The sequence below is a fragment of the Phenylobacterium sp. genome, assembly GCF_965284355.1.
Classification (GTDB): Bacteria; Pseudomonadota; Alphaproteobacteria; order Caulobacterales; family Caulobacteraceae; genus Phenylobacterium.
In genome coordinates this window covers 2,698,270-2,724,109 of sequence record NZ_OZ260078.1, presented here as the reverse complement: position 1 = coordinate 2,724,109, position 25,840 = coordinate 2,698,270, and the positions used below count along the sequence as shown (strand labels likewise).

The following is a 25,840-nucleotide window of genomic DNA, read 5'->3' as shown; positions in this document are numbered from 1 at the left end:
GCGAAATGTCGGGTCTATGTAACCCCGGCCGCCGACGCTTGGGGAGAGCAACGCCGCGCGGGGACGAACGCTGTGTGTCCGTCTCTGAGAGAGCGCGCGAACCTTCTCCGGTGTCAGGGCGGCGGCGAACAGAGAAGGATCTCCCGAATATGGCGTCCGTGGACACCCTGAAGACGCGCCGGCAACTCACTGTCGGCGACAAGACCTACGCTTACTACAGCCTCCCGGCGGCGGAGGAAGCGGGACTTTCCGGCATTTCGACCCTGCCGATCTCCATGAAGGTGCTTCTGGAGAACCTGCTGCGGAACGAAGACGGCGACACCGTCCAGCCTGACGACCTGAAGGCCATCGCGGCCTGGGCCCAGAACCGCGGCTCTGTCGAGCACGAGATCAGCTTCCGCCCCGCGCGCGTGCTGATGCAGGACTTCACCGGCGTGCCCGCCGTCGTCGACCTGGCGGCCATGCGCGATGCGATGACCGCCCTGGGCGGCAACCCCGACAAGATCAACCCGCTGAACCCCGTCGACCTGGTCATCGACCACTCGGTGATGGTGGACCACTTCGGCAACGCCAAGGCCTTCGGCGACAACGTCGAGCGCGAGTATCAGCGCAACATCGAGCGCTACAACTTCCTCCGCTGGGGTTCGTCGGCGTTCAACAACTTCCGCGTCGTGCCCCCGGGCACCGGCATCTGCCACCAGGTGAACCTCGAGTACCTCGCCCAGACCGTCTGGACGAACTCGGACGAGGGCCCGGAAGTGGCCTATCCCGACACCGTCGTCGGCACCGACAGCCACACCACCATGATCAACGGCCTGGCGGTGCTGGGCTGGGGCGTGGGCGGCATCGAGGCCGAGGCGGCCATGCTGGGCCAGCCGATCCCGATGCTGATCCCCGAGGTCATCGGCTTCAAGCTGGAGGGCGCGCTGTCCGAAGGCACGACGGCCACCGACCTTGTGCTCACCGTCACCCAGATGCTGCGCAAGAAGGGCGTGGTCGGCAAGTTCGTCGAGTTCTACGGCCCCGGCCTCGCCAACATGACCCTGGAAGACCAGGCGACGATCGCCAACATGGCTCCGGAATACGGCGCCACCTGCGGCTTCTTCCCGGTCACCCAGGCCACCATCGACTATCTGGCCGCCACCAACCGCGCCCCTGAGCGCGTGGCGCTGGTCGAAGCGTACGCCAAGGCCCAGGGCATGTGGCGCGAGCCGACCGATCCGGATCCGGTGTTCACCGACACGCTGCACCTCGACATGTCGACGGTGGTGCCGTCGCTGGCCGGCCCGAAGCGTCCGCAGGACCGCGTCGAGCTGAACAACGCCGCCGCCGAGTTCAAGGCCGCCATGGAAGGCGACGTCTTCGCCAAGCCGGGCACGCTGGGCGACCGCTTCAAGGTGGAAGGCGAGAACTTCGACATCGGCAACGGCGACGTGGTGATCGCCGCGATCACCTCGTGCACCAACACGTCGAACCCCGGCGTGCTGATCGCCGCGGGCCTGGTGGCCAAGAAGGCCGTCGAAAAGGGCCTCAAGGTAAAGCCTTGGGTGAAGACCTCGCTGGCCCCCGGGTCGCAGGTGGTCACCGACTACCTGAAGTCGGCCAAGCTGGATAAGAGCCTCGACGCGCTGGGCTTCAACCTGGTGGGCTACGGCTGCACCACCTGCATCGGCAACTCGGGCCCGCTGCCCGAGGCGATCTCGGAATCGATCCAGAAGAACGACGTCGTCGCCACCTCGGTGCTCTCGGGCAACCGCAACTTCGAAGGCCGCGTGAACCCGGACGTGCGGGCCAACTACCTGGCCTCGCCGCCGCTCGTGGTGGCCTACGCCCTGGCCGGCTCGATGCAGATCGACATCACCACCGAGCCGCTGGGCGAGGGCAAGGACGGCAAGCCCGTCTACCTCAAGGACATCTGGCCCACGAACAAAGAGGTCGCCGACCTCCAGCGCAAGCACGTGACCAGCAAGATGTTCGCCAGCCGCTACGGCGACGTCTTCAAGGGCGACAAGAACTGGCAGGCCATCAAGGTGAAGGGCGGCCAGACCTATGACTGGGACATGGGCTCGACCTACGTCCAGAACCCGCCCTACTTCGAAGGGCTCGAGATGGAGCCCAAGGCGGTCACCGACATCGTCGAGGCCCGCATCCTGGGCGTCTTCGGCGACTCGATCACCACCGACCACATCTCGCCTGCCGGCTCGTTCCGCGCGGCCACCCCGGCCGGCAAGTACCTGGTCGACCGCCAGGTGCCGCCGTCCGAGTTCAATGGCTACGGTGCCCGTCGCGGCAACCACCAGGTGATGATGCGCGGCACCTTCGCCAACATCCGCATCCGCAACCGCATCACGCCCGAAGTCGAAGGCGGCGTGACGAAGCACTTCCCGTCCGGCGAGCAGATGTCGATCTATGACGCGGCCATGCGCTACCAGGGCGAAGGCCGCCCGCTGGTGGTGTTCGCGGGCAAGGAATACGGCACCGGCTCGTCGCGCGACTGGGCCGCCAAGGGCACGAAGCTGCTGGGCGTCCGCGCCGTGGTGGCCGAGAGCTTCGAGCGGATCCACCGGTCCAACCTGGTGGGCATGGGCGTGCTGCCGCTGCAGTTCCTGCAGGAAGGCTGGCACAAGCTGGGCCTGACGGGCGAAGAGATCGTCACCATCCGCGGCCTGACCGAGCTTGCGCCCCGCAAGCAGCTGATCGTCGAGATGTACCGTCCGTCGGACGGCCGCATCGCCCGCTTCCCGGTCCGCTGCCGCATCGATACGCCGATGGAGCTGGAGTACTTCAAGCACGGCGGCGTGCTGAACTACGTCCTGCGCAGCCTGGCCAAGCCCGAGACCCTCGCGGCGGAATAGCCTTCGCATCATCGAAGACGACAGAGGCCCTCGCGAAAGCGAGGGCCTTTTTCGTGCGATCAGCACCGTGGCGACGATGCCGAAGCGGCATCATACTGATAGTATGGACACCGGGACCAAGCGCCCCCATGTTCAGGCTCATCATGCGCCAGATCTTACTAGCCCCCCTCGCCGTCGCCCTTTCCCTGCCGCTGATGGCCGCCGCGCCCGCCCCCACCCAGCCTGTGGTGGTGGAGCTGTTCACTAGCCAGGGCTGTTCGTCCTGCCCGCCGGCCGACCTGGCCGTGGCGGGGGTCGCCGACCGGCCTGACGTGATCGCGCTCAGCTTCAACGTCACCTACTGGAACCACCTGGGCTGGAAGGACACCTTCTCGCGGCCCGAGTTCACGGCCAGGCAGGTGGCCTACGCCAAGGCGCTGGGTCACGACGCGCCCTTCACACCGGAGGTCGTCGCCGGCGGCCGCGTCGACGCCGTCGCCAACACGCCGGGCCGGGTGGACGCCCTGATCGCCAAAGGGCGCGCCCAGCCCACCACCTCGGTCACGGCCGCGGACGGCAGGGTCACCGTGGCCGCCGGCGTCGCGCCCCGCCGCGGCGCCGACGTCTGGCTCCTCCACTACGACCCGCGCACGATCCAGGTGCCGGTGAAGGCCGGCGAGAACACCGGCAAGACCCTGCCACAGCGCAACGTGGTCCGCGCCTTGAAGCGCCTTGGCGACTGGCGGGGCCAGGCGGCGACGTTCGCGGCGCCCTCGGCTGCGCCCGGCCTGCGGGCGGTCGTGCTGGTGCAAGGCAAGGACGGCGGCGCCATCCTGGGGGCCGCCCGTCTGTAGCTCACGCCTTCTTGTGATTGTCAGTCTTCGGAACACCCCTTAAGTCGGAGGCGATGCGGACGGCCGCGCTCATCAGCCTGATCCTGCTTGCCATGCCGGCGAGCGCGGCGGCGGCCAAGCCCCCCGTCCTCGTGGAACTGTACACGGCGCAGGGCTGCCGCTCGTGCACCGACGCGAACGAACATCTCAACCGGCTGGCCGAGCGCCCTGGCGTGTTGGTCCTCACGTTCTCGGTCGACTATTGGGACTACCTCGGCTGGACCGACACCTTCGCCCGGCCCGAGTACGCCGAGCGCCAGAAGGCCTATGTCACCCGCCTCAAGCTGCGCGAGCCCTACACGCCTCAGGTCGTCGTGGACGGCCAGGAGGAGGCCCAGGGGCTGAAGGCGCCTGAAGTGGACCGCCTGATCCGCGCCGCGGCCGCAGCCCCTCGCAATGCGCCGGATATGCGCTTCGTCGGCCGGCGTCGCGTCGACGTGGGTTCCGGGCGCGCGCCCCGCGGCGGGGCCGAGGTCTGGCTGGTGCGCTATGATCCACGCGCCGTCGAGGTGGCCGTGCGGGCCGGCGACAATCGCGGCGAGACGGTCGTCCAGCGCAACGTCGTGCGTCAGATCGCGCGGCTGGGCGTATGGCGCGGGCGGCCCCAGGCCTATCGCGTGCCGGCGGCCGCAGATGACGGCCTACGGACCGCCGTCATCGTCCAGGTTCCGCGCGGCGGCCGCGTCCTGGGCGTGGCCCAGCAGCCAAACGGCGCGCCTGCGAAATAGGCATGCGAAAGCCCGCGCAGCTGGAGAGGGTCTGCGCGGGCCAAAGCTAGGCTGGGGATTGGAGTGTCGGTTGGCCAACCGCCGATCCCAGGGGGCTGGGGGGGCTGTTCAGGGTCTGGAACCAGAGGTCTTCGACCAACCGACAATGCCAATATCGGCGCCCTATCAGGCGGGCGCTGGACCGAAATAAGGTCCTTTTGCGGCGTGACCCCACAAGATGCGGGGCCGCCGAGCGCATCCCTCCGACCATGAACCAACGAGCACGGACGAGCTCTTGGGGGGTGGCGTGACTCAAAAATTTCATACAGGCTTCGTGTCGATGGCATTCGACCCGAGCTATTCGGCCCCGCGCCAGGCCGGAGTGTTCTTCGAGCGGCGCGAACTCGAGCGTCTCCTGCGCCTGTATGGCCGCATGGTCGCCTCCGGCGAATGGCGCGACTACGGGATGGACGGCCTGCACGACCGCGCCGTGTTCTCCGTGTTTCGGCGCTCGTCCGAGGCTCCGCTCTATCGCATCGAGAAGAACCCGGCCCTGGCCCGCAAGCAGGGCGCCTGGGCGATCGTGGGACAGGCGGGCCAGGTCCTGCGACGCGGCCATGACCTGGATCAGGTGCTGCGCTTCTTCGACAAGGGCCGCTTCTCGGTGGTCGAGTAAGCCCCTCAGAACGAGTTCTTCTCCAGGGCCGCCTGGGTCTGCGCGCGCAGGGCCTTGCGATCCACCTTGCCCGCCTCGGTGCGCGGAATCTCCTCGGCCCAGGCGAAGCGGACCGGCACTTTGGGCAATCCGGCCTGGCGGATACGCTCCAGCAGGCTCTCGCGACTCACTTCTCCCTCCACCACGACGGCGACCCAGCATTGATCGATGCCTTCGGGGCCCGGCACCGCGAAGGCGGCCGACTCGAGCACCTGAGGGTGTTCCAGCAGCGCGTTCTCCAGCACGGCCGGCATCAGCTTGAACCCGGCGATGTTGAGGCGCTCGTCGGTCCGGCCTTCGATGATGAATAGCCCGCTGGGTAGCCGGCGGCCCAGATCGCCGGGGTAGAACCAGCCGTCCCGGAAGATCTTCGCGCTGGCGTCCGGGTCGTCCAGATAGCGGCCCGCGTTGCGCTCGCCGTGTATGCGGATCTCGCCCACTTCGCCATCGGGGACAGGCGCGCCGTCCGGCCCCACCACCTCGACGGTCGCGCCCGGCACGGCATAGCCCACCGCGCCCGGATGGGCCTCGACGTCGCGGGCGGGACCCACCGTAGCGCGGCCGGCCTCGGTGGAGCCGTAGATGATGTGGATGTCGGGCGTGATCCTCTGGCGAGCCTCGCGCGCATAGGCCGGCGGCAGCACGCCGCCGGTCACGAGGAGCCGCCAGCCCGGCTTGATCTCGAACCCAGGGGGCAGGCGGCGCATCAGCTCGCGCAGCATCAACGGATTCAGGCCGATCATGCCTTCGGGATGCCGCTCCATGACGTGGGGGATGTCGGCGCTGGCGTAGTCGCAGGCCACGGCCGCGCCGGTCGACCAGGCGAGAGCGGCCATATTGAAGCCCAGCGACGACTCGATGCTGGTCCGCAGCACATAGACGCCCAGCTTGCCTCCGGCGTAGGCGGTGAGCGCGTTCAGGCTGCCGGTTTCGATCCGCCGCCACGTCATCCCAACGCGATGCGGCGTGCGGGTGGAGCCCGAAGTCAGGGTGACGCGAGCGATGGCGTCCGGGTCGCGTGGCGCGGAGTCGACGGGGTTGGGGACCGAGGCTTCCACCGCCTGCAGCCAATCCGCGCTGAGGCGCAGCAGGCCCGGCTCCTCGCCGCCCGCCCGGTCGGTGATCCGCAGATCGGCGCGCGCGTCGCTTCCGGCCGTCGTGGCCACACCCAGCCTGGCCAGCGCCACCAGAATCACCAACCGGCGATACGTGACCGCCGTGGCGATCGAGACGATCCCGCGTTCGGGGCCCACGCCCAGATCGCGCAGGCCCGCCGCATAGCGGTCGATGTCGGCATTGAACTCGGCGTAGGTCGCGCGCCGACGCGACGTCAGCACCGCAAGAGCGCGCGGGCGGGTCCGTGCGATGAAGGCCAGGTTGGTGTCGAACATGGTCCGGGAAGCTAGCCTGCCCGTCGTCCGATGCGAAACAGGCGCATACGAAAAACCCCGGCGGTCGCCCGCCGGGGTCTCGAGTCTGTCGCTCGTCTTGCGGTTAGCGGCGGTCGCCGAACAGCGCGAGGAGGAACTGGAACATGTTGATGAAGTCCAGGTAGAGGCTGAGCGCGCCATAGCTGGTGGCCACGCCCATCGCCGCCTGGTTCCCACCCAGCTCGTAGTAAGTCATCTTCAGGCGCTGGGTGTCGTAGGCGGTGAGGCCCGCGAAGATCAGGACGCCCAGGACGCTGATGATGAACTGCATCATCGAGCTCTGCAGGAAGATGTTCACCAGGCCCGCGATCAGCAGGCCGATCACACCCATGATCAGGAAGCTGCCCATGCCGGACAGATCCTTCTTGGTCGAGTAGCCAAATAGGCTGAGGCCGCCGAAGGCGGTCGCCGTGATCAGGAACGTCGAAGCGATCGACGTGCCGGTGTAGCGCAGGGCGAGCACGCCCATCGACGCGCCGATCAGGCTGACGACCGTCCAGTAGACGATCGAGGCCGTCTTCGGGCTCTGGTTCTTCAGCGCGAAGCCGGAGAACAGCAGCACGCCGAGCGGCGCAAAGGCCACGACCATGCCCAGGATGCTGTAGCCCACGCGGCCGTTGGCCACGGTGAACATCATGTCGCGGACGACCGGGACCGAGCTGGTCAGGTAGGCCAGAGCGGCCGACAGAACGAGGCCCAGCGCCATCTTGTTGTAGACGCCGAGCATGAAGCTCCGCAGGCCCGCGTCCACCGACATGTCGGCGCGATCCACGGGGATCGTGCGCGCGAAGTCGCGGTTGTAGTCGCTCATTTGAGCAAGACCCTAAGATGCGCGTCGCAAAGCGGACGCGAGAGAAATATCGTGTCAGACCGTGCCGTTAGCAAGGCCTTCCGAGCCACGATACGGTGAACGCGTCGAGATACATGTATGATTCGCCTTTTCGCCGCCCTGGCCATACCCCCTGAAATCGGCCGCGCGCTGCAGACTCGCCAGACGGGAATCGAGGGCGCCCGCTGGCGCACCCTCGAGGCGCTGCACGTCACGCTGCGGTTCTACGGCGAGATCCGCCAGGACGTGGCGCGCGACCTGGACGCCGAACTGATGACCATCACCGGGCGGCCGTTCGAGATCGAATTGGCGGGCGCAGGCTCGTTCGCCGACGGCGACGACATCAACGCCGTCTGGGCGGGCGTGGCCGAGAACGCCGAGCTGCGACGGCTGGCCGAAGCCTGCGAGACCGCGGCCCGGCGCGTGGGGATGAAGCCCGAGAAGCGCAACTACCGGCCGCACGTCACCCTGGCCTACCTGCGCCGTCCGGACCCCGCGGAGGTCGCGGCCTGGATCCAGGGCAACAACCTGCTGCGCTCGCCGCCGATCACGGTGGACCGCTTCGGCCTCTACTCCAGCCACATGGGCCGTGACGGATCCCACTACCGCCTGGAGGCGGAGTACCGGCTCTGAGAGGCTTCCTTTCCCACGCAGTGGCAGAAGAAGGGACTAGGCCCGCACGGCGTAGTCCTTCAGCACGCCCAGGGGCACAATGGCGAGGGTCTCCTCGTGGGTGGCCTCCAGCACCACCTGGGGCGCGGCGCCGGCGTCGAGAGCCTCTTTCCAGCGGGGCGCGCAGAGGCACCAGCGGTCGCCGGGCTTCAGGCCGTCGAAGCCCAGGTCGGGGCGCGGGGTCGACAGGTCGTTGCCGACGCTCTTCGAATAGCTGAGGAACTCGGCGGTCATGACGGCGCAGACCGTGTGCATGCCGACGTCGTGAGGGCCGGTCTCGCAGCACCCGTTCCGGAAGAAGCCGGTGACGGGGTCCAGCGAGCACGGAACCAGCTCCTCGCCCAGGACATTGCGGGCGTCGGCGTCGTAGCGGATCGGACGTGTGGCCATGCCCCCATCCTAAACGCTAAGACTCGGGCCTGGCCAATGCGCCGAGGAGCCGTCGTCCACATGTCTCGCGCGTCCCGACCCCGCCGCAGCGTTCTCTATCTGCCGGCGTCCAATGCCCGGGCGCTGGAAAAGGCCCGGTCTCTGGCCTGCGACACGGTCATCCTGGACCTCGAGGACGCCGTCGCCCCCGACGCCAAGGCCGAGGCGCGCGAGAGCGCGATCGCCGCCGTGCGGGCCGGCGGGTTCGGCGACCGCGAAGTGGTGATCCGCGCCAACGGCCTTGATACGCCCTGGGGCGCCGACGACCTTGCGGCGGCGGCGAAGGTCCGGCCGGACGCCGTACTCATCCCCAAGGTCTCGCATCCCGAGGACCTGGCGGTGATCCGCACCACCCTGGGCGGCGAGCTGCCGATCTGGGCGATGATCGAGACCTGCGCGGCGATGTTCCGTCTGGACGCGCTGGGGGCAGAGTCGGTCAACGTGGGCGTCGAGGCCTGGGTGATCGGCTCGAACGACCTGGCCAAGGAGATGCGCTGCCAGCTCACCGTCGACCGCGAGCCCCTGATCACGGCGCTCAGCCTCAGCCTGATGGCCGCCCGCGCGCACAGGCTGACGATCATCGACGGCGTGTTCAACGACATCGGCGACGAGGGCGGGCTGGCGCGCCAGTGCGCCCAGGCCGCCGCCTTCGGCTTCGACGGCAAGAGCCTGATCCACCCCAGCCAGATCGCCGCCGCCAACGCCGCCTTCACGCCCGATGCGTCCGCGGTCGCCTGGGCGCGTACCGTGGTGAGCGCTTTCGAACAGCCCGAGAGCGCCGGCAAGGGCGTGCTGAAGGTGGACGGACGGATGGTGGAACGCCTGCACTATTCCGAAGCCCAACGCCTGATCGGCGTGGCCGAGGCCATCGCCGCGCGCGAGTCGGCCTGATGCGGCGGAGCGGGCGGATCGCGGCGGTGCTTTGGGCGCTGGGCGTCGCGCCGGCGCTCGCCCAGCCCGCGCCGCCCGCCGACGTCATCGACGCCCTGCTGCGCCAGAAGGCGGTCGACCCGGACGAGCCCGACACCGCCTCCAACGGCTCACGGGTCGATCCAGACCCCGTCCTGCCGACCCAGCCTCAGCCCTACGTCCCGCCGCGGCCCCTGCTGACCGAGCCGGTCTTCATCCACGAGACGAACAAGAGCCCCGACGGTCCGCCCACCGCGGCGGACCAGGCCTACGACTCGCGCCTGCGGGCGTCGGCCGCGGCAGTGCGGGGGTTCCAGGGGCCGATGGAAGGCGCCTGGACCCTCTCGGCGGACGGGCGGGCCCTCTATGCGCTGCAACTGGTCGATCGTGGCGGCTTCATCGACGGATCGTGGCGCGACCTGCGGCGGCCCGGCGCGCTGGAGGGCTCGGGATATATCGACGACGTGCAGCGGACAGCCGGCGACATGACCATCCGCCTGACCACGGGGATCGTCGCCGTGCTGCGCGCCGCCGACGGGCGCTGGACCGGAAAGCTCACCGAGGGCGGAAGGAGCGAAACGGCGACCCTGGCGCGGCGGGCGCCTTAGAGAGCCAGCGCCGTACGCGCCGCGGCCACGGCGTGGTCCAGCGCGTCGGCCTCATAGGCTTGCGCCGTCCCGACGCCCCAGACCGGACCTGGCCAGGCCGCGTCGTCGGGACGGCGGCCCACCACGTGGACGTGGAGCTGCGGGGTGACGTTGCCCAGCTGGCCGACATTCAGCTTGGCGACCGGCCGGCCCAGCGCCATGCCGACGGCCCGCACGGCGACGCCGGCCTGCACCACCTCGGCCATGAGCGCGCCCCGGTCCGCGCCCGTCAGGTCCTCGAGCTCCACGGCGCCCGCGATCCGGGGGATCAGCACGATCCAGGCATAGCGGGAATCCAGCTGCAGGCGGGCATGGCAGAGCGCCAGATCGCCGAGCGCCACGGAGGTCGGAAGAAAGGCGGGGTGCAGCTCGAACATCGCCCCTAGCGCCTGCGGCATTGCAGGATGGCCGTCAACGGCGCGGCGCCAACAGCTCATCGGCAGCGCGAGATTTTCGTCCGAACGCCGAACCGACTTCCACTTCGCCTGACGACGCGCTAGAGCGCCCGCGACATCATACAATCGACGGAGCAGTTCCCATGGCGAAGAAGCCCATCCGCGTGGCGGTCACCGGCGCGGCCGGCAACATCGGCTACGCGCTCCTGTTCCGCATCGCCTCGGGCGAAATGCTGGGCAAGGATCAGCCGGTGATCCTGCAACTGCTGGAGATTCCGGTGGAAGGCCCGCAGAAGGCGCTCAAGGGCGTCGCCATGGAACTGGAAGACTGCGCCTTCCCGCTGCTGCAGGACATGGTGCTCACCGGCGACGCCGACGTGGCGTTCAAGGACGCCAACTGGTGCCTGCTCGTGGGCTCCAAGCCCCGCGGCCCCGGCATGGAGCGCGCCGACCTGCTGAAGGACAACGGCAAGATCTTCATCGCCCAGGGCCAGTCGATCGATCGCGTCGCCGCTGACGACGCGCGCATCGCCGTGGTCGGCAACCCCTGCAACACCAACTGCATGATCGCCGCCAGCCAGGCCAAGCGCCTGACGCCCGACCGCTTCACCGCCATGGTGCGCCTGGACGAGAACCGCGGCCGCAACCAGCTGGCCAAGAAGGCCGGCGTGCCGGTGACCGACGTCACCGACCTGTTCATCTACGGCAACCACAGCCCGACGATGTTCGCCGACTTCACCCACGCCAAGATCGGCGGCAAGGCCGTCACCGACGTGATCACCGACCGCGCCTGGCTCGACAACGAGTACCTTCCGGCGGTGGGCAAGCGCGGCGCGGCGATCATCGAGGCCCGCGGCTGCCAGCTCGGCGGCCTCGGCGGCCGGCGCGCTGATCGACCACGTGCGCGACCTGTCTACCGTCGGCGCGATCCACTCGGTCGCCGTGCCCAGCGAGGGCCGCTACGGCTTCGCCGACGGCGTCTGGGCCGGCATGCCCGTGAAGACCACCGCGCCGGGCGCCTACGAGGTTCTGACGTCTTACGAGATGGACGACTTCGCCAAGTCGAAGATCAAGATCACCAACGACGAACTCGTCGGCGAGCGCGACACCGTGAAGGACATGCTGGGCTAAGCCGAAGGCGAGACGCCGCGGAAAACACGGAAGGATACGGAAGAGACCCGGGTGTCCCAGCCGCTTCCGTGTTTTCCGTGCCTTCCGTGGTTCAATCAGGCGGCGCTCAGCGCCGCCTTTTTCATGCCGCCTGGTACAGCGCGAACTCCTCGCCCATCGCCTTCTGCACGGCAGGCCGCGTCATGAGGCGAGCCTGATAGGCCTGGATGGCGGGGTAGGGGCTGAAATCCAGTTTCACGGCCTGGTTCCAGTTCAGCACCGCGGCCAGGTAGGCGTCGGCGACGCTGAAGTCGTCGAGCAGCCAGTCGCGGCCGGTCAGATGGTCGTTGAGGTAGGCCAGCCGCGAGGCCGCCGCCTCCTTGGCCACCGCCTTGCTCTCGGCCGACAGGGTGGGCGACAGCAGCGGCGTGAACACCCACTTGTGCAGCTCCGAGCCGATGAAGCTCAGCCACTGCTGCAGCTGGTAGCGGGCGAAGCCCGTCGGCGCGAGGCCGGCGTCGGGCCGACGGTCGGCGAGATAGGGGAGGATCGCCGCGTTCTCGGTCAGGACCGCGCCGTCATCGGTGCGCAGCGCCGGCACCAGATTCTTCGGATTGATCGCGCGGTAGTCCTCGCCGGAGGCGGTTTTGCCGGTCTTGGTGTCGACGCGGTGGAACGTGGCCTCCAGGCCGGCCTCGTACAGCGTGATCCGGCTGGCCAGAGAGCAGGCAAGCGGCGAGAAGTAGACGTCCATGGGAACCTCCCGGGGTTGGATTGATATTCATACCGTTTCGCACAGAATGGCGGCGGTCAAGGATTTCTTGCGAAATGGTACAAAAAGAGCCTAGGCCACGGGGGAGACCGCGGTCGTTCGACCCGGACGAGGTGCTCGACAAAGCCAGGGCGGTATTCTGGAACCTGGGCTATGCGGCGACCTCGCTGGACGACCTGGCGACGGCGACCGGATTGAACCGCCCCAGCCTCTATGCCGCGTTCGGCGACAAGCACGCGCTGTACATGGCCGCCCTGGACCGTTCGCGAACCGAGGCCACGACGGCCCTGGGCGCGGCGCTGGCCACCGAGGCGCCGCTGCGCGCGGTGCTGCAGACGATCTTCGACCGCACCGTCGACATCTATCGCCGCGGGGAAGAGGGCCAGCGCGGCTGCTTCCTGGTCGGGACGGCGGTGACGCAGGCGGTTGACGACCCCCAGGCGCGGGCGCTGCTGGCCGCGTTCATCTCCGAAACCGATGGGCTGTTCCGCGCCCGGTTCGAGCGGGACGCCGCGTCGCTCGCGCCAGGGGTGACGCCGGCTGGGGCCGCGCCGATGGCGAGCGGCACGTTCCACACCCTGGCGGTGCGGGCGCGGACAGGCGCCAGAGAGGCCGACCTGAAGGCGATCGCCCACGCCGCGGTGACGATGATCTGCGGCGCCTGAACGCGCGCGCGTCAGGCCGCAGAAAGGGCGGCCGTTGCGGGGCCGCCCCTGCGTCTCTCGACGCTACTTCTTGAGCATCTTCTTGATGTCGGCCTGGGTGGCGTTGACGGTCGCCGCCTCGCCCGAAACCGCCAGGCTGGCGGTGTCGACCGCGAAGGTGTCGGCGCCCATCTTGATGGTGGCCGTCATCTTGCCGTCGGCGCCGGTCTTGACGTCGCTGATCTGACCGATCGTGGCGCCGGTGTTGTCCTTCACCGACATGCCCGTCCTCACGGCCACGTCCGCGCCGGCCGCAGAGGCGCTGGCCGCACCGCTCGTGCTGGCCTGCGTGTCGGCCGGCCCGTCGGCAGGCGCCGTAGCCGGCGCCCCCGTAGACGGCGTGGTGGCGGCCGGCGGAGTGGCCGCCGAGGAGGTCGGCGGGCTGGCCGGATCAGCGGCGGCTCGGCCCGGCTGGGCCAGGGCGGGAGCGGCGGAAAGGGCCAGGATCGCCGCAGCGGCGAGGGCGAAGTGTTGTGTCATGGGCATGCAGCCTCCGATATGCGCGCCCCCGCGCCCGGCACGAGACAACCCACCACCGTTTTCATTGTTCCTACGGCCCCGCCGGGTCCCCCTGCGACAGGCTGTCACCGCGGGACGTTGTCCCTACCGATGGGTCTCTGTAGGTTGGCCCCCTTCAATACGGGTTGGGCACGTTGTGGCCCACTTTGGGGGACGGGCGGCGCACGCATGGACCAGGTCGAGAAACGCACCTTCACGGACGAGGAGGCGCTGAGCTTCCACCGGTATCCCACGCCCGGGAAGATCGGGATCACGGCCACCAAGCCGATGAGCACCCAGCGCGACCTCAGCCTGGCCTATTCGCCGGGCGTGGCGGTGCCGGTTCTGGCGATCGCGAAGGACCCTGAGCTCGCCTACGAATACACGTCGAAGGGCAACCTGGTGGCCGTCATCTCGAACGGCACCGCCATCCTGGGCCTGGGCAACCTGGGCGCCCTGGCGTCCAAGCCGGTGATGGAAGGCAAGGGCGTGCTGTTCAAGCGCTTCGCCGACGTCGATGCGCTGGACGTCGAGATGAGCTGCACCGATCCCGACGAGGTCATCACCGTCGTCAAGAACATCGGCGTCACCTACGGCGGCATCAACCTCGAGGACATCAAGAGCCCCGACTGCTTCCGCATCGAGACCGAGCTGCAGGAGCTGCTCGACATCCCGGTCTTCCACGACGACCAGCACGGCACCGCGATCATCTGCACCGCCGGGCTGATCAACGCCTGCGAGATGACCGGCCGCAAGATCGAGGAGGTGAAGGTCGTCCTGAACGGACCCGGCGCCGCCGGCATCGCCACCCTGGGCCTCATGAAGGCCATGGGCGTCCGCCACGAGAACGTCATCGCCGTCGACCGTAAGGGCGTGCTGTGGCGTGGCCGTCCCGAAGACATGAACCAGTGGAAGTCGGCCCACGCCATCGACACCGACAAGCGCACCCTGGCCGAGGCGCTGGACGGCGCCGACGTGTTCATCGGGGTGTCGGCCAAGGGCGCGCTGAGCCAGGAGCACATCAAGACGATGGCGCCGCAGCCCATCATCTTCGCCATGGCCAACCCAGACCCCGAGATCACGCCGGAGGAAGTCTACGAGGTCCGCCCCGACGCCATCGTGGCCACCGGGCGCTCGGACTATCCGAACCAGGTCAACAACGTCCTGGCCTTCCCCTACCTGTTCCGCGGCGCGCTCGACGTGCGCGCCCGGCGGATCAACATGGAAATGAAGATCGCCTGCGCCCGCGCGCTGGCGGCCCTGGCGCGCGAAGACGTGCCCGACGAGGTGATCGCCGCCTACGGTGGGGCCGCGCTGAAGTTCGGGCCGAAGTACATCATTCCGACGCCGTTCGATCCGCGCCTGCTGTCGTACGTTCCGCCGTTCATCGCCCAGGCGGCCATGGACACCGGCGTCGCGCGCAAGCCCATCGAGGACATGGACGCCTACCGCGCTTCGCTGGCGCGTCGCCTCGATCCCACCGCCGCCTTCCTGCAGAAGCTGCAGGGCGCCGTGCTGACCGGCCCCCGCAAAAAGATCGTCTTCGCCGAGGGCGAGGAGCAGAGCGTCATCCGCGCGGCCTACGCCTTCCAGACCCAGGGGCTGGGTCAGGCCGTGCTGGTGGGCCGCGAGGACCTGGTCCACGAGAACATGCGCGCCGCCGGCCTCGACCCGGCCGAGGCGGGCATCGAGGTGCTGAACGCGCGGGTGTCCCACTGGAACGAGGCCGCGGTCGACTACCTGTACGGGCGCCTTCAGCGCGAGGGCTTCCTGCGCCGCGACGTCCAGCGCCTGATCAACCAGGACCGCAACGCCTTCGCCTCGGCGATGGTCGCCCTGGGCCATGCCGACGGGATGGTCACCGGGGTCACCCGCAACTTCGACCAGGTGCTGGAAGAGGTGCTCAACGTCATCGACCCCGCGCCGGACGGCCGGGTCATCGGCATGAGCATCGTGATGGCCAAGGGCCGCACGCTGTTCATCGCCGACACCAACGTCACCGAGATGCCGGTGGCCGAGGAGCTGGTCGAGATCGCCATCGAGGCGGCGCGCGCCGTGAAGACCCTCGGCTACGAGCCGAAGGTCGCCTTCATGAGCTACTCCACCTTCGGCAACCCGATGGGCGAGCGCTCGGAACGCGTCCGCCAGGCCGTGGCCATGCTGGACGAGATGGACGGCATCGACTTCGAGTACGAGGGCGAGATGCCGCCCGAGCTGGCGCTGGATCCCACCTCGCGCGGCGCCTATCCGTTCATGCGCCTCACTGGCCCGGCCAACGTCCTGGTCATGCCGGCCATCCACTCGGCGGCGATCTCCACCCAGCTGATCCAGTCCCTGGGCGGCGCCGAGGTGATCGGCCCGATCCTGCTGGGCCTCGACCGCCCGGTGCAGATCTGCCCGCTGGGCGCGTCGGTGTCGCGGATCCTGCAGATGGCCACCGTCTGCGCCTACGACCGCCCGCTGGTGGAGCTGGCCGAATGACGCGGGGCGCGATGCTCAGCCACTAGGGTCGCGCGCCTTTCGGGGAGCGGGCGATCCGTCGTCCCTCCCCGGCAGAAGGCGCAGCGGCCATGAACGGTCGAAGTTACAGTCTCGGTATCGACTTCGGGACCACCAACACGGTCCTCTCCCTGGCCGACGAATCCGGCCCGGCCCACCTGGTGAAGTTCCCGGCTCAGGACGGCGAACTCTTCGCTTTCCGCTCCTGCCTGTCGTTCTACGCGCCGCCCGATCTGCCGCAGGAGCGCTCGATCGCGGCCGGGCCGTGGGCGATCGAGGCCTATGTGGAAGACCCCGCCGAGACGCGGTTCATCCAGAGTTTCAAGAGCTTCTCGGCGCAGGAGAGTTTCTCCGAGACCCAGATCCTGGGCCGCCGCTACCGCTTCGAAGACCTGCTCTCGACCTTCCTGCTGAAGGTGCGCGACTACGCGGGCGCCGAGCTCGCCAGCCTGCCCGAGCGGGTGATCGTGGGGCGGCCCGTGAAGTTCGTCGGAGCCTCGCCGAACGAGGCCCTGGCTTTGCGCCGCTACGAGACCGCCTTCCACCGCATGGGCGTGAAGGAGGTGCTGTACGCCTACGAGCCCGTCGGCGCGGCGTTCTTCTTCGCCCGCGAACTGAAGCAGGACGCCACCGTCCTGGTCGGCGACTTCGGCGGCGGCACATCCGACTTCTCGATCATCCGCTTCGAGCGTCATGCCGGCGACGTGCGCGCCATTCCGCTGGGCCGCGCCGGCGTGGGCGTGGCGGGCGACGCCTTCGACTACCGGATCATCGACAACCTGGTCTCGCCCGAACTGGGGAAGGGCGGCGACTACGGCTCGTTCGGCAAGACCCTGCCCATTCCCTACAAGTACTACGCCGCCTTCGCCCGCTGGGATCAGCTGGCCCTGCTGCGCGCCAGCCGCGACATGCGCGAGATCCGCGCCCTCGAGCGCGAGGCCAAGGACCCCGAGAAGATCCGCCGCCTCATCGAGGTGCTGGACGAGAACTACGGCTACCGCCTCTACCGCGCCGTCTCCAAGCTGAAGGAGGCCCTGTCGCGCGACACGTCCGCCGAGTTCCGCTTCGAGGCCGGGTCGATCTCCATCGTCCGCGACGTGCCGCGCGCCACCTTCGAAGGCTGGATCACGCCCGAGCTCACCCAGATCGAGACGGCCGTCGACGCCGCGCTGGCCGACGCCAACCTGCCGGCCGAGGGCATCGACCGCATCTTCCTCACCGGCGGCTCGTCGCTGGTGCCGGCGGTCCGCGCCATCTTCCACCGTCGCTTCGCCAGCGACCGCATCGAGACCGGCGCCGAGCTGGAGTCCATCGCCGCGGGGTTGGCCCTTATGGCGCGGGAACGCGACCTGTCACGCTGGACGATGCGGGCAGGATGAACATTTCCCTCCCCGCAGGGGAGGGAAGGGCAGCCTACTTCTTCCTGAGCGTCGGGCTGTCGAAGTCGAGCTGGTCGGCCGGGATCACTTCCAGCGCCGGCAGCTTGGCTTTCAGGGCCGGGGCGAAGGTCTTGCCGTCGCCGGCGACCACCACGCTCATCTGCGCCGGATCGAAGACCCGCTTGGTGAAGGCCTGCACTTGGCCGGCGTCCACCGCCTCGACCTTCGCGGTGTACTGGCCCACCTCGTCCAGGGGCACGCCGTACAGCGCATAGTCGCCCAGGATGTCGGCGAGGCCGCCCGATGTCGCCAGGTCGCGGCCGTAGTCGCCCACTAGCACCGACTTGCGGGCCTTAAGTTCGTCCGGCCCGGCCGGCGCGGACGCCAGCTTGGCGATCTCTGCGTTGATCAGGTCCAGCACCTCGACCGCGGACTCGTTCTTGGTCTGGGCGCTGGCCCGGAACGAACCTGTAGTCCGCGCCGTCGAGAGCGTGGCTCGGGCGCCGTAGGACAGACCGCGCTTGACGCGGATCTCCAGGTTGAGGCGCGCCGAGTAGCCGCCGCCCAGCACGGTCGCCGCCACGATGCCCGGATAGTAGTCGGGGTCATTGCGCGCGATCGCGGGCTTCATGACGTTGACCGAGGCCTGTCCGGTGCCGGGGATGTCGATGGCCACCGCCCGCGGCTTGCCCGACGGCGAGATCGTGGGTGCGGGGGCGAGCGGGCCGGCGGGCTTCTTCCAGTCGCCGAACGCCTGCCGCGCCAAGGCAAAGCCATCCTCGGCCGAGATGTCGCCGGTCAGCACCAGCACCGCATTGTCGGGTCGGAACCAGGTGGCGTGAAGCTTGGCCAGATCGGCCGGCTTGAGCCGCGCGAGCGACGCCGGCGTGCCCGCCGCCACGTGCCCGAACGGCGTGCCGCCGTACACCACCGGCGCTGCGGCGAAGCCCGCGACCGAGCCCGGTTGCTGGTAGGCCACGCGCAGGCCGTCCAGGGCCTGCTCGCGCTGGCGGTCCAGCTCCTCGCCGGCGAAGGCGGGGTTCCTGGCCACGTCGGCCATGATCGCCATGGCGGCCTTCAGCTTGTCGGGCATGACGTTGAGTGTCACCGACGAACTCTCCAGGCCGCCGCCTGAACTCAGCGAGCCGCCCAGGCTCTCGATCTGGCTGGCGATCTGCTGCGCCGAACGGGTCTTGGTGCCCTCGGTCAGCATGCCGGCCATCATGTTGGCGGCGCCGGCCAATCCCTGCGGATCGGCCCAGGCGCCGGCTTTCACGGTCAGGTCGGCGGTCACCAGCGGCAGGTCGGACGAGCGCGCCACGATCACCCGCAGGCCGTTCGGCAGCGTGGTCTCGGCGGGCTTGGGCAGCACGGGCTGTACCGGCTCGCCGATGCCCGGCGGCTTCACCCGCTCGGCCTCCGGGGCCAGGGTGAAGACCGGCCCGTCGTAGGTGGCCACCTGCTTCGGGGGCGCGGGCTGGGCGGCCTGGGCCTCGCCCTTGGGCCGCTCGCTTTCGGGGCGGTAGCGGATGGTCATCCGCCGGTCCTCGGCCATGTACTTGCGGGCCACCCGCTGGACGTCGGCGGCGGTCACCGCCTGCAGTTCGGCCAGTTCGGTGTTCACCGCAGCCGCATCGCCGTCGACGATCAGCGCGTAGCCCAGGGCGCTGCCCCGGCCCTCGATGGTCTCGCGCTCGCGCAGCGCCGAGGCCAGCAGTTCATTCTTGGCTTCATTGAGCTCGGCCGCCGACGGCGGGGCGTCGCGCAGGCGCTTCACCTCGGCCAGCAGGGCCGCCTCGCCCTCAGCCAGGGTCTTGCCGTTCGACATGATGGCGCCCACCAGCACCATGCCCGGGTCCTGCGGCAGGTCGGCCTGGCTGAAGGCCTCGACCGCGATCTGCTTGTCGTAGACGAGGCTGTTGTAGAGCCGCGACGACTTGCCGGCCGACAGGATGGCGTCCAGCACCTTCAGCGCCGGCGCGTCGGGATCAGACGCCGCCGCGCCCTGCCACGACAGCACCACCGCCGGCAGGGGCACGTTGGGGCCGTAGCCGTCGAACACGCCGGGCTCGGTGCGCGGCGGCTCCTTCACCGACACCCTGGGCAGCGGCTGGTCGGGCTTCTTGAGGGGGCCGAAGTACTTGTCGACCCAGGCATTCAGCTGGGCCTCGTCGAAGTTGCCCACGACCACCAGCGCGGCGTTGTCGGGGCGGTAGTAGGTGCGGTGGAAGGCGCGCACGTCGTCGACCGTGGCCGCGTCCAGCTCCTCGATCGAGCCGATGCCGGGGCGCTTGTACGGGTGGACCGTGTAGCTGGCCTGGGGCAGGTACAGCGCCATCAGCCGGCCGTACGGCGAGGCCAGGACGCGCTGGCGCAGCTCTTCCTTGACCACGTCACGCTCGGACTTGAACCCAGCCTCGTCGACGACCAGCGTGCTCATCCGATCGGCCTCGGCCCAGATCAGCCGCTCGAGGTGATTGGCCGGAACGACCTGATAGTAGTCGGTGAAGTCGTCGGCGGTGGACGCGTTGTTGAAGCCGCCCACGTCCTCGGTCATCCGGTCGAACGTCTCGGCCGGCATGTTCCGCGTGGCCTTGAACATCAGGTGTTCGAACAGGTGGGCGAAACCGGAGCGGCCCTGGGGGTCGTCCTTCGAACCGACCCCGTACCAGACCTGCACCGAGACGTTGGGCGTCGAGCGGTCGACCGAGGCGAACACCTTCAGGCCGTTGGACAGCGTGCGCTGCGTGAACTTGATGGGCGGCACCTCGGCGGCCGCCGCGGGGCGCGCAATGACGACAGGGGCGAGTGCGGAGGTCGCAAAGAGCAGCGCCAGGCCGGCGGCGCGAACGGTACGAAGCATGGGGCATCCCGATTGGGGCTAGGTAGGGGAGTCCATAGCACCCAACCGGGACACGGGAAGCTTACGAGGCTGTCATCTGGGGAACCTCGCAAGCATTCGTTCCTCAGCCCCGTAGGGGGACCGGGGAGAGGAACGTCAGGCCGCCTTCTGCTGGCGCATGAAGGCGACCATGGTGTCGAAGGCGGCGTAGGTGGGGACGTAGGACGGCCGCGCCTGCATCCGCGCCACCCAGGCCCGGATGTTCGGGTAGGGCGAGAAGTCGTAGTCTGCGAGGCCGCCCAGCAGGACGAACGACAGGCCGAGATAGTCGGCGAGGGTCACCTGGTCGCCGCAGACATAGGGCTGGCCGGCCAGCATCCAGCGGTCCAGCACCTTCAGCCAGCGCGGGCAGTGCTCGCGGCCATAGGCCATCAGGTCGGCGTACTGGCCCGGCGTCATGTCGTGCGGCACGCCGATGTGGGGGTAGCAGACCATCACGCAGAAGGTCTCGTGGAACTGGGTCGCGAACCACGACAGCGCCTCGTCCACCTTCATCTGGCCTTTCAGGCTCTCGGGGTAGGCCGTCGAGTGGGCGCGGATGGCGAGGTACTTCAGGATCGCGATCGACTCGCCCAGCCTGAAGTCACCGTCGACCAGGAAGGGCACGATGCCGTTCGGGTTCAGCGCCAGGAACTCCGGATCCTGGTGGCCGCCCGCCATCAGGTCGACCTTCACGATCTCCACATCCAGGCCCTGGTCGGCGATGAACATCAGCACGGGCCGGGAGGTCGTCGAGATCGGGTCGCAGTAAAGCTTCATAGACACACACCTTCTTCGCGGTTCGGGGCCGTTGGGGCGGCCCTCTTCCTCGGGGGACGGCGGAGATACGGGCGAAAGGCGCCGCGGGGTCATCAGCGCTCTTGCAGGTTGGCTCTGCGCAACCGCAGAATGAGGGCATGTTCGATTGGAATGACCTGAAGGCGTTCCTGGCGGTGGCGCGCGGCGGCTCGACGCTCGCGGCGTCCAAGGCGCTGGGCGTCAACCAGACGACGGTGGCGCGGCGGATCGAGAGCCTGGAGAACGACCTGGGCTTCAAGCTGTTCGAGCGTGGCCAGACCGGCAGCCGGCTGACCGAGGCCGGCGAAGGACTGATCCCCGAGGCCGAGAACGTCGAGCGCGCGGCGATACGCTTCGCCAACCAGGCCGCGATCCAGATGCGCGGCGTCTCAGGCGCCCTGCGGCTCACCACCAATGAGCTCGTGGCCAACACCATGGTGATCCCGGCCCTGGTCGAGTTCCGGAAAGTGCATCCGGACGTCCAGGTGGATCTGGTGATTACCGACCGCGCGCTCGACCTGCAGAGCGGCGAGGCCGACCTGGCGATCCGCACGGGCAAGGCGCTGGCCGAGTCCGACCTTGTGGCCCGCAAGGTCGCCGACCATGACATGGCCCTGTACTGCAGCCGCGACTATGCCGCGCGCCGTGGCGTGCCGTCGTCGCCCGACGATCTGGCCGACCACGACCTCATCGACGTCTCGATGGACATGGGCGAGATCCCGGGCGCTACGTGGATGATGCGGCACTCCGGCGGCAAGCCGCCGATCACCCGCTCCAACAGCATGGGCAGCCTGGTGCATGCGGTGAAGGCGGGCCTTGGCATCGGGGCCCTTCCCTGCACGATCGCCGATCCCGACCGCGACCTGCTGCGCTGCTCGGACTGCATCGAAGAGGCCCGCGCCAGCTCGTGGATCGTCACCCGCCGCGATCTCAAGGACACCCCGCGGGTGCGCGCCTTCATCGACTTCATGGCGCCCCACATTCAGCAGATCGTCCGCCAGACGGAGGAACGCGGCCGCCAGCGCCTCGCGGAGGACGCCGCCGTGGTCGTCCCCTTCCAGACGAAGAACGCGGGCTAGACGCCGGCGGCTTCGTCCATGAACGCGGCAAGCGTCACGTCCAGCTCGGTGACGCCATCAGCGTCGTGGGTGGCCAGGAGAACCTCGACGCGGTTGTAGACGTTGAACCACTCCGGGTGATGGTCCAGCTGTTCGGCCCGGATGGCGACGCGGGTCATGAACCCGAACGCCGCGTTGAAGTCCTTGAAGCGGAAGGTCTTCTGGATGGCGTCGCGCTCGCCCTCGGGCCGGCTCCAGCCCGAGAGCCGGGCCAGCGCCGCCTCGGCGCCGATCCGGGTCGGCCGGGTCACGCGGACGCCTCGGCATCGAACGTCAGGCCCGTGATCGCGGCCAGCTCGCCCAGGGTCTGGTCGACGCCGATCACCTTGATCGCCTTCATGCCCAGGCCCGCCGCCGGCTTGCAGTTGATGCCCAGGTCATCGAGGTAGACACAGACGTCGGGCTGCACGGCCAGAATATCGCACATCATCAGGTAGATGCGGGGGTCGGGCTTGCGCACGCCGGCCTTGCTGCTCTCGATGATCGCGTCGAACAGCGGCATCACCTGGCCCATGGCGCCGGCGGCCTTCTGGGCGCCGTCCTGGCCGGGCGAATGCTCCGAGACCACGTTGTTGGTGATGCAGCCCACCTTGAAGCCGGCCGCCTTGCACGCCTTCAGCGCCGACACCATCCGCGGCCGCAGTTCGCCCGACAGGCGCGGCAGCACGTCGGCGCCTCGGATCGGGTGACCGAGGGCGGTGGATTCCTCGAGGAACAGCCGATCGAACTCGGCGGCGTTGATCTCGTTGCGCTCGAACAGGGCCCAGGCGTTGGTGTCGGGGTTTGTGGCGTTCACCGTTCGGATCAGGTCCTTTGGCACGCCCCGTTCGGCCTCGAGCCGGTTGAAGGCCTCGAAGGGCGAGGAGGTGAACACCCCGCCGAAATCCCAGATCACCGCCTCGATGCCCACTACGCCGCTCCTGCACATGTTCTTGAGCCGCCGGACGCTAGAGAGACGCAATCGGACGTGCAAGTAAGGCCGATGATGCCTTACCGGTTTCCGCGCCCCGCGCGCCTCGCCCTGTTCGCCCTCGCCGCCGCCATCCTGATGGTGCTGTGCGTCGTGCCGCAACAGGACCTGCCCGACGCCCCGGCCGGCGATCGCGTGCATCACCTGGTCGCCTGGTTCGTGCTGACCCTGACCGGCTACGTCCTCGCGCCCAACCGCCGGATCGCCATTCCGGCCTTCGCCCTGGCCTACGGCGTGCTGGTTGAAGTCGTCCAGCGGCTGACCCCCACCGGTCGCCACGGCGAGTGGCAGGACTTCGTCGCCGACGCCCTGGGCGTGGCGCTGGCCGTGCTCGTCTTCCCGCTGGTTCGCAGGGTGTCGGCGAGGGTCATCGACGCCATCTAGGCAGCCGATTATGGTCCGCGCCATGTCCGAAGCGCCCAAGCCGTATCTGTATCTCGCCGTGCCCTGCTACGGCGGCAACCTGAATCTGTTCTTCGTCCGCTCGATGCTGGCGTTGCAGGAGGCCTGCCGCGAGAAGGGCATCGGCCTCCACATCGACCTGATGGGCGGCGACGCCCTGATTACCCGCGCCCGCTCGCGCCTGGCCGCCCAGTTCCTGGCGCACGGCGAGGCCACCCACCTGCTGTTCATCGACGCCGACATCGGCTTCCTGCCGCAGAACGTGTTCCGCCTGCTCGAGGCGAAGAAGGAGGTGATCGCCGCCGTCTGTCCGCTCAAGAGCATCGACTGGGAGAAGACCCGCGCCGCCGTCCAGCGCGGCGTGGCCGACCTGCAGGCCGCCTCGATCGGCTATGTCGTCCGCTTCCTGCCGACCGCCGACAAGAGCGTGCAGGTGGAGAACGGCTTCGCGAAGGTGGCCTACGGCGGCACCGGCTTCCTGATGATCGAGCGGGCCGCCATGCAGCGGATCTGCGACGCCCACCCCGAGTTGCGCGCCAAGATGGGCGACATGGGCGATAGGCTGGCGCCCGAGGCGGTGATGGTGTTCGACACCATGGTCGAGCCGGAAACCGGACAGTATTTGTCGGAAGACTACGCTTTCTGCCGCCGCTGGCGGGACCTGGGCGGCGAGATCTGGGCCGACTTCGAGGCGCGCCTGACCCATGTGGGCCACGCCGCCTACACCGGCAGCCTCATGGAGGCGCTGATCGCCGGGATGCCGCCGCCGCTGCCCAAGTAGTCACTCGGCGAGCGCTGGCGCGGCGGCGGCCTTTCGCGCGTTAAGCGCCGCGCGCGTCTCGTCGAACTTCGCCCGATTGATCCTGTACTGGGCATAGAAGCCGACCGCGATCAGGCCGGGGATCGCCGCCAGCACGCCGTCTGCGAACGCCAGTTTGTTGAGAACCGTCGGCGCGACCTCGCCAGGCGTTGCCTTGATCGGGAACTGGATGGCCGTGATCACGAAGCCGCCCAGCGCCGCGCCGATCGCCTGGTCCAGCTTGGCAGCCAGCGCGCGGGTGGAATACAGCACACCCTCCTGGCGCACCCCGTGCTTGAGCTCGTTCTCGTCGGCGATATCGGCCAAGGCCGACATGACGCTGATCTGCAGGATGCTCACGGTCAGATACCCGATCCCCGCGAATGCGATCAGGATCGGAAGCAGGAAGGGGTCGCCAGGGCCCAACACGCCCATAAGTCCCAGCACAAGCGGAATGGGGGGCACGAGCGCGTAGATGAGGCAGGCGACGATGATGGTGCGGCGCTTGTCGGTCCTTCCGTGGAGGCGCGGCGCGATCACGAAGGCCGCCGCGTAACCCAGGAAACTCCCGATGATGAACAGGCTGAGCTGCTCGGAGTTGAGGCCCCAGTAGAAGGTGTTGGTGTACATCCTGAGCGACTCGCGCAGGCCCAGCATCAGCGCCAGGAAGAAGTAGGCTACGAGCAGCCAGACGTAGTTGATGTTGGTCAGCGCCCGTCCGACGTCCTTGATGAAGGCTGCGGGACTGAAGCCGGTCTCGTCCTTGGCCGGCGGCGGCAGGAACGGAATCCGGTCCCGCGTGAACCACGCCGACGCGAACAAGATCAGGAGCGTGGCGATGGCGAGCGACATGGCGAACACCGACCAGGGTTCCGGGTTCAGCACGCCGCGCGGGAATTCCGGCGTCGACGGGAAAAAGATCCGCAGCGCCAGCGTGGTGGTGAAGGCTGCGCCGGCCCACGCAAAGAAGCTGTTGTAGGCCATCACCTTCGAACGCTCGATGTAGTGGGTCGAGAGCTCCGCGCCGAGCGCCAGGTGCGGCGTATGGAAGAAGGTCATCGCCTGTCGCAGCATGATCACCGAGACCGCGAACCAGATCAGCAGGCCGGTCTGGTCCATCCCGACGGGTGGGTTGAAGATCGCATAGACGCTCAGCGCGATCGGGATCGGGGCCGCGTACATGTAGGGGTGGCGGCGGCCCAGCTTGGAACGGGTCCGGTCCGACCATGAACCGACGATGGGGTCCGACAGGGCGTCGAGGAACAGGCTCGCCGAGATCGCCAAGCCCGCAAGATGCGCCGGCACCCCCAGAACTTGATTGTAGAACAGGAGGCCGAACGCCGAGACCGAGTAGAGCGCGATCGACTCCGCCGCACTGCCGATGCCGAATGCGAGCTTGGTCCTGAGCGGCAGCCGCTCGGCCTCGCCGGGCGCGGTGTGGGTCATCGCC

At 68.7% G+C, this 25,840-nt stretch carries 25 protein-coding genes; 14 read left to right on the top strand and 11 right to left on the bottom strand.

Annotated features, from left to right (window positions below; translation table 11 throughout):
- Nucleotides 1-149 precede the first annotated feature (149 nt).
- From acnA to ACQ66R_RS13195, 4 genes are all read left to right on the top strand, one after another.
- Nucleotides 150-2,855, top strand: coding sequence for an aconitate hydratase AcnA (acnA, locus tag ACQ66R_RS13210; protein ID WP_430422659.1), 2,706 nt, complete (start codon nucleotides 150-152; stop codon nucleotides 2,853-2,855).
- Nucleotides 2,856-2,983: 128 nt separating this feature from the next.
- Nucleotides 2,984-3,688 (top strand): DUF1223 domain-containing protein, encoded by a 705-nt coding sequence (locus ACQ66R_RS13205; protein ID WP_430422657.1) that lies wholly within the window; start codon nucleotides 2,984-2,986, stop codon nucleotides 3,686-3,688.
- 53 nt (nucleotides 3,689-3,741) lie between these two features.
- Entirely contained in the window at nucleotides 3,742-4,455 is a 714-nt protein-coding gene (locus ACQ66R_RS13200) for a DUF1223 domain-containing protein (protein WP_430422655.1), read from the top strand.
- Nucleotides 4,456-4,774: 319 nt separating this feature from the next.
- Complete coding sequence (locus ACQ66R_RS13195) at nucleotides 4,775-5,110, top strand: DUF2794 domain-containing protein (RefSeq protein WP_430422653.1); 336 nt, start codon at nucleotides 4,775-4,777, stop codon at nucleotides 5,108-5,110.
- Between the two features lie 5 nt (nucleotides 5,111-5,115).
- Here ACQ66R_RS13195 and ACQ66R_RS13190 read toward each other — a convergent pair whose 3' ends face one another.
- Nucleotides 5,116-6,540: a class I adenylate-forming enzyme family protein gene (locus tag ACQ66R_RS13190; protein WP_430422651.1), complete on the bottom strand. Its 1,425-nt coding sequence runs from the start codon at nucleotides 6,538-6,540 to the stop codon at nucleotides 5,116-5,118.
- Between the two features lie 103 nt (nucleotides 6,541-6,643).
- Nucleotides 6,644-7,390 (bottom strand): Bax inhibitor-1/YccA family protein, encoded by a 747-nt coding sequence (locus tag ACQ66R_RS13185; protein WP_430422650.1) that lies wholly within the window; start codon nucleotides 7,388-7,390, stop codon nucleotides 6,644-6,646.
- A 117-nt stretch (nucleotides 7,391-7,507) separates the two neighbouring features.
- Here ACQ66R_RS13185 and thpR point away from each other — a divergent pair, with 117 nt between their 5' ends.
- Entirely contained in the window at nucleotides 7,508-8,041 is a 534-nt protein-coding gene (thpR, locus tag ACQ66R_RS13180) for an RNA 2',3'-cyclic phosphodiesterase (protein WP_430422649.1), read from the top strand.
- A 36-nt stretch (nucleotides 8,042-8,077) separates the two neighbouring features.
- Here thpR and ACQ66R_RS13175 read toward each other — a convergent pair whose 3' ends face one another.
- Nucleotides 8,078-8,470, bottom strand: coding sequence for a DUF2237 family protein (locus tag ACQ66R_RS13175; protein WP_430422647.1), 393 nt, complete (start codon nucleotides 8,468-8,470; stop codon nucleotides 8,078-8,080).
- Nucleotides 8,471-8,530: 60 nt separating this feature from the next.
- Here ACQ66R_RS13175 and ACQ66R_RS13170 point away from each other — a divergent pair, with 60 nt between their 5' ends.
- Complete coding sequence (locus tag ACQ66R_RS13170; RefSeq protein ID WP_430422645.1) at nucleotides 8,531-9,400, top strand: HpcH/HpaI aldolase/citrate lyase family protein; 870 nt, start codon at nucleotides 8,531-8,533, stop codon at nucleotides 9,398-9,400.
- Nucleotides 9,400-10,026, top strand: a complete 627-nt coding sequence (locus ACQ66R_RS13165; RefSeq protein WP_430422643.1) for a hypothetical protein — start codon at nucleotides 9,400-9,402, stop codon at nucleotides 10,024-10,026. The genes ACQ66R_RS13170 and ACQ66R_RS13165 overlap by 1 nt, the downstream gene beginning before the upstream one ends.
- Here ACQ66R_RS13165 and ACQ66R_RS13160 read toward each other — a convergent pair.
- A complete protein-coding gene (locus ACQ66R_RS13160; RefSeq protein ID WP_430422641.1) occupies nucleotides 10,023-10,442 on the bottom strand; it encodes an HIT domain-containing protein in 420 nt (139 codons plus the stop codon). The genes ACQ66R_RS13165 and ACQ66R_RS13160 overlap by 4 nt on opposite strands.
- A gap of 161 nt (nucleotides 10,443-10,603) precedes the next feature.
- Here ACQ66R_RS13160 and ACQ66R_RS13155 point away from each other — a divergent pair, with 161 nt between their 5' ends.
- Nucleotides 10,604-11,788, top strand: coding sequence for a malate dehydrogenase (locus ACQ66R_RS13155; protein ID WP_430422639.1), 1,185 nt, complete (start codon nucleotides 10,604-10,606; stop codon nucleotides 11,786-11,788).
- On the opposite strand, the gene ACQ66R_RS13150 is transcribed toward ACQ66R_RS13155, so the two are convergent.
- A complete protein-coding gene (locus ACQ66R_RS13150; protein ID WP_430422637.1) occupies nucleotides 11,713-12,324 on the bottom strand; it encodes a glutathione binding-like protein in 612 nt (203 codons plus the stop codon). The two genes, ACQ66R_RS13155 and ACQ66R_RS13150, sit on opposite strands and share 76 nt — an antisense overlap.
- A 131-nt stretch (nucleotides 12,325-12,455) precedes the next feature.
- Here ACQ66R_RS13150 and ACQ66R_RS13145 point away from each other — a divergent pair, with 131 nt between their 5' ends.
- Nucleotides 12,456-13,007, top strand: a complete 552-nt coding sequence (locus ACQ66R_RS13145) for a TetR/AcrR family transcriptional regulator (protein WP_430422635.1) — start codon at nucleotides 12,456-12,458, stop codon at nucleotides 13,005-13,007.
- Between the two features lie 63 nt (nucleotides 13,008-13,070).
- On the opposite strand, the gene ACQ66R_RS13140 is transcribed toward ACQ66R_RS13145, so the two are convergent.
- Nucleotides 13,071-13,532 (bottom strand): hypothetical protein, encoded by a 462-nt coding sequence (locus ACQ66R_RS13140; RefSeq protein ID WP_430422633.1) that lies wholly within the window; start codon nucleotides 13,530-13,532, stop codon nucleotides 13,071-13,073.
- 201 nt (nucleotides 13,533-13,733) lie between these two features.
- On the opposite strand from ACQ66R_RS13140, the gene ACQ66R_RS13135 reads away from it, so the two are divergent.
- Together ACQ66R_RS13135 and ACQ66R_RS13130 are read left to right on the top strand one after the other, a co-directional pair.
- The gene (locus tag ACQ66R_RS13135; RefSeq protein ID WP_430422631.1) at nucleotides 13,734-16,025 is read left to right on the top strand and encodes an NADP-dependent malic enzyme; all 2,292 of its coding nucleotides are present in this window, start codon (nucleotides 13,734-13,736) and stop codon (nucleotides 16,023-16,025) included.
- An 89-nt stretch (nucleotides 16,026-16,114) separates the two neighbouring features.
- Complete coding sequence (locus ACQ66R_RS13130) at nucleotides 16,115-17,422, top strand: Hsp70 family protein (RefSeq protein WP_430422629.1); 1,308 nt, start codon at nucleotides 16,115-16,117, stop codon at nucleotides 17,420-17,422.
- A gap of 34 nt (nucleotides 17,423-17,456) precedes the next feature.
- On the opposite strand, the gene ACQ66R_RS13125 is transcribed toward ACQ66R_RS13130, so the two are convergent.
- Nucleotides 17,457-20,285, bottom strand: a complete 2,829-nt coding sequence (locus ACQ66R_RS13125; protein WP_430422627.1) for a M16 family metallopeptidase — start codon at nucleotides 20,283-20,285, stop codon at nucleotides 17,457-17,459.
- 135 nt (nucleotides 20,286-20,420) lie between these two features.
- Nucleotides 20,421-21,083: a glutathione S-transferase family protein gene (locus ACQ66R_RS13120; RefSeq protein WP_430422625.1), complete on the bottom strand. Its 663-nt coding sequence runs from the start codon at nucleotides 21,081-21,083 to the stop codon at nucleotides 20,421-20,423.
- A 137-nt stretch (nucleotides 21,084-21,220) separates the two neighbouring features.
- On the opposite strand from ACQ66R_RS13120, the gene ACQ66R_RS13115 reads away from it, so the two are divergent.
- Nucleotides 21,221-22,180, top strand: a complete 960-nt coding sequence (locus tag ACQ66R_RS13115) for a LysR family transcriptional regulator (protein ID WP_430422623.1) — start codon at nucleotides 21,221-21,223, stop codon at nucleotides 22,178-22,180.
- On the opposite strand, the gene ACQ66R_RS13110 is transcribed toward ACQ66R_RS13115, so the two are convergent.
- Nucleotides 22,177-22,470: a 4a-hydroxytetrahydrobiopterin dehydratase gene (locus tag ACQ66R_RS13110; RefSeq protein ID WP_430422621.1), complete on the bottom strand. Its 294-nt coding sequence runs from the start codon at nucleotides 22,468-22,470 to the stop codon at nucleotides 22,177-22,179. The genes ACQ66R_RS13115 and ACQ66R_RS13110 overlap by 4 nt on opposite strands.
- On the bottom strand, nucleotides 22,467-23,129 hold the full coding sequence (locus ACQ66R_RS13105; protein ID WP_430422619.1) for an HAD-IA family hydrolase: 663 nt from the start codon (nucleotides 23,127-23,129) through the stop codon (nucleotides 22,467-22,469). Before ACQ66R_RS13105 ends, ACQ66R_RS13110 begins: the two co-directional genes overlap by 4 nt.
- Before the next feature lie 72 nt (nucleotides 23,130-23,201).
- Between ACQ66R_RS13105 and ACQ66R_RS13100 the strand changes: the two genes are divergently transcribed.
- Complete coding sequence (locus ACQ66R_RS13100) at nucleotides 23,202-23,573, top strand: VanZ family protein (protein WP_430422617.1); 372 nt, start codon at nucleotides 23,202-23,204, stop codon at nucleotides 23,571-23,573.
- Nucleotides 23,574-23,595: 22 nt separating this feature from the next.
- Entirely contained in the window at nucleotides 23,596-24,372 is a 777-nt protein-coding gene (locus ACQ66R_RS13095) for a hypothetical protein (protein ID WP_430422615.1), read from the top strand.
- Here the strand turns inward: ACQ66R_RS13095 and ACQ66R_RS13090 are convergent, their stop codons facing one another.
- On the bottom strand, nucleotides 24,373-25,836 hold the full coding sequence (locus ACQ66R_RS13090) for an MFS transporter (RefSeq protein ID WP_430422613.1): 1,464 nt from the start codon (nucleotides 25,834-25,836) through the stop codon (nucleotides 24,373-24,375). It lies immediately after the preceding gene.
- Nucleotides 25,837-25,840 lie beyond the last annotated feature (4 nt).

Excerpts from the sequence above, each read along its gene's own strand:
- acnA (WP_430422659.1), top strand. The coding sequence starts at position 150 with ATGGCGTCCGTGGACACCCTGAAGACGCGCCGGCAACTCACTGTCGGC.
- ACQ66R_RS13205 (WP_430422657.1), top strand. The coding sequence starts at position 2,984 with ATGTTCAGGCTCATCATGCGCCAGATCTTACTAGCCCCCCTCGCCGTC.
- ACQ66R_RS13200 (WP_430422655.1), top strand. The coding sequence starts at position 3,742 with ATGCGGACGGCCGCGCTCATCAGCCTGATCCTGCTTGCCATGCCGGCG.
- ACQ66R_RS13195 (WP_430422653.1), top strand. The coding sequence starts at position 4,775 with ATGGCATTCGACCCGAGCTATTCGGCCCCGCGCCAGGCCGGAGTGTTC.
- ACQ66R_RS13190 (WP_430422651.1), bottom strand. The coding sequence starts at position 6,540 with ATGTTCGACACCAACCTGGCCTTCATCGCACGGACCCGCCCGCGCGCT.
- ACQ66R_RS13185 (WP_430422650.1), bottom strand. The coding sequence starts at position 7,390 with ATGAGCGACTACAACCGCGACTTCGCGCGCACGATCCCCGTGGATCGC.
- thpR (WP_430422649.1), top strand. The coding sequence starts at position 7,508 with ATGATTCGCCTTTTCGCCGCCCTGGCCATACCCCCTGAAATCGGCCGC.
- ACQ66R_RS13175 (WP_430422647.1), bottom strand. The coding sequence starts at position 8,470 with ATGGCCACACGTCCGATCCGCTACGACGCCGACGCCCGCAATGTCCTG.
- ACQ66R_RS13170 (WP_430422645.1), top strand. The coding sequence starts at position 8,531 with ATGTCTCGCGCGTCCCGACCCCGCCGCAGCGTTCTCTATCTGCCGGCG.
- ACQ66R_RS13165 (WP_430422643.1), top strand. The coding sequence starts at position 9,400 with ATGCGGCGGAGCGGGCGGATCGCGGCGGTGCTTTGGGCGCTGGGCGTC.
- ACQ66R_RS13160 (WP_430422641.1), bottom strand. The coding sequence starts at position 10,442 with ATGTTCGAGCTGCACCCCGCCTTTCTTCCGACCTCCGTGGCGCTCGGC.
- ACQ66R_RS13155 (WP_430422639.1), top strand. The coding sequence starts at position 10,604 with ATGGCGAAGAAGCCCATCCGCGTGGCGGTCACCGGCGCGGCCGGCAAC.
- ACQ66R_RS13150 (WP_430422637.1), bottom strand. The coding sequence starts at position 12,324 with ATGGACGTCTACTTCTCGCCGCTTGCCTGCTCTCTGGCCAGCCGGATC.
- ACQ66R_RS13140 (WP_430422633.1), bottom strand. The coding sequence starts at position 13,532 with ATGCCCATGACACAACACTTCGCCCTCGCCGCTGCGGCGATCCTGGCC.
- ACQ66R_RS13135 (WP_430422631.1), top strand. The coding sequence starts at position 13,734 with ATGGACCAGGTCGAGAAACGCACCTTCACGGACGAGGAGGCGCTGAGC.
- ACQ66R_RS13130 (WP_430422629.1), top strand. The coding sequence starts at position 16,115 with ATGAACGGTCGAAGTTACAGTCTCGGTATCGACTTCGGGACCACCAAC.
- ACQ66R_RS13125 (WP_430422627.1), bottom strand. The coding sequence starts at position 20,285 with ATGCTTCGTACCGTTCGCGCCGCCGGCCTGGCGCTGCTCTTTGCGACC.
- ACQ66R_RS13120 (WP_430422625.1), bottom strand. The coding sequence starts at position 21,083 with ATGAAGCTTTACTGCGACCCGATCTCGACGACCTCCCGGCCCGTGCTG.
- ACQ66R_RS13115 (WP_430422623.1), top strand. The coding sequence starts at position 21,221 with ATGTTCGATTGGAATGACCTGAAGGCGTTCCTGGCGGTGGCGCGCGGC.
- ACQ66R_RS13100 (WP_430422617.1), top strand. The coding sequence starts at position 23,202 with ATGATGCCTTACCGGTTTCCGCGCCCCGCGCGCCTCGCCCTGTTCGCC.
- ACQ66R_RS13095 (WP_430422615.1), top strand. The coding sequence starts at position 23,596 with ATGTCCGAAGCGCCCAAGCCGTATCTGTATCTCGCCGTGCCCTGCTAC.
- ACQ66R_RS13090 (WP_430422613.1), bottom strand. The coding sequence starts at position 25,836 with ATGACCCACACCGCGCCCGGCGAGGCCGAGCGGCTGCCGCTCAGGACC.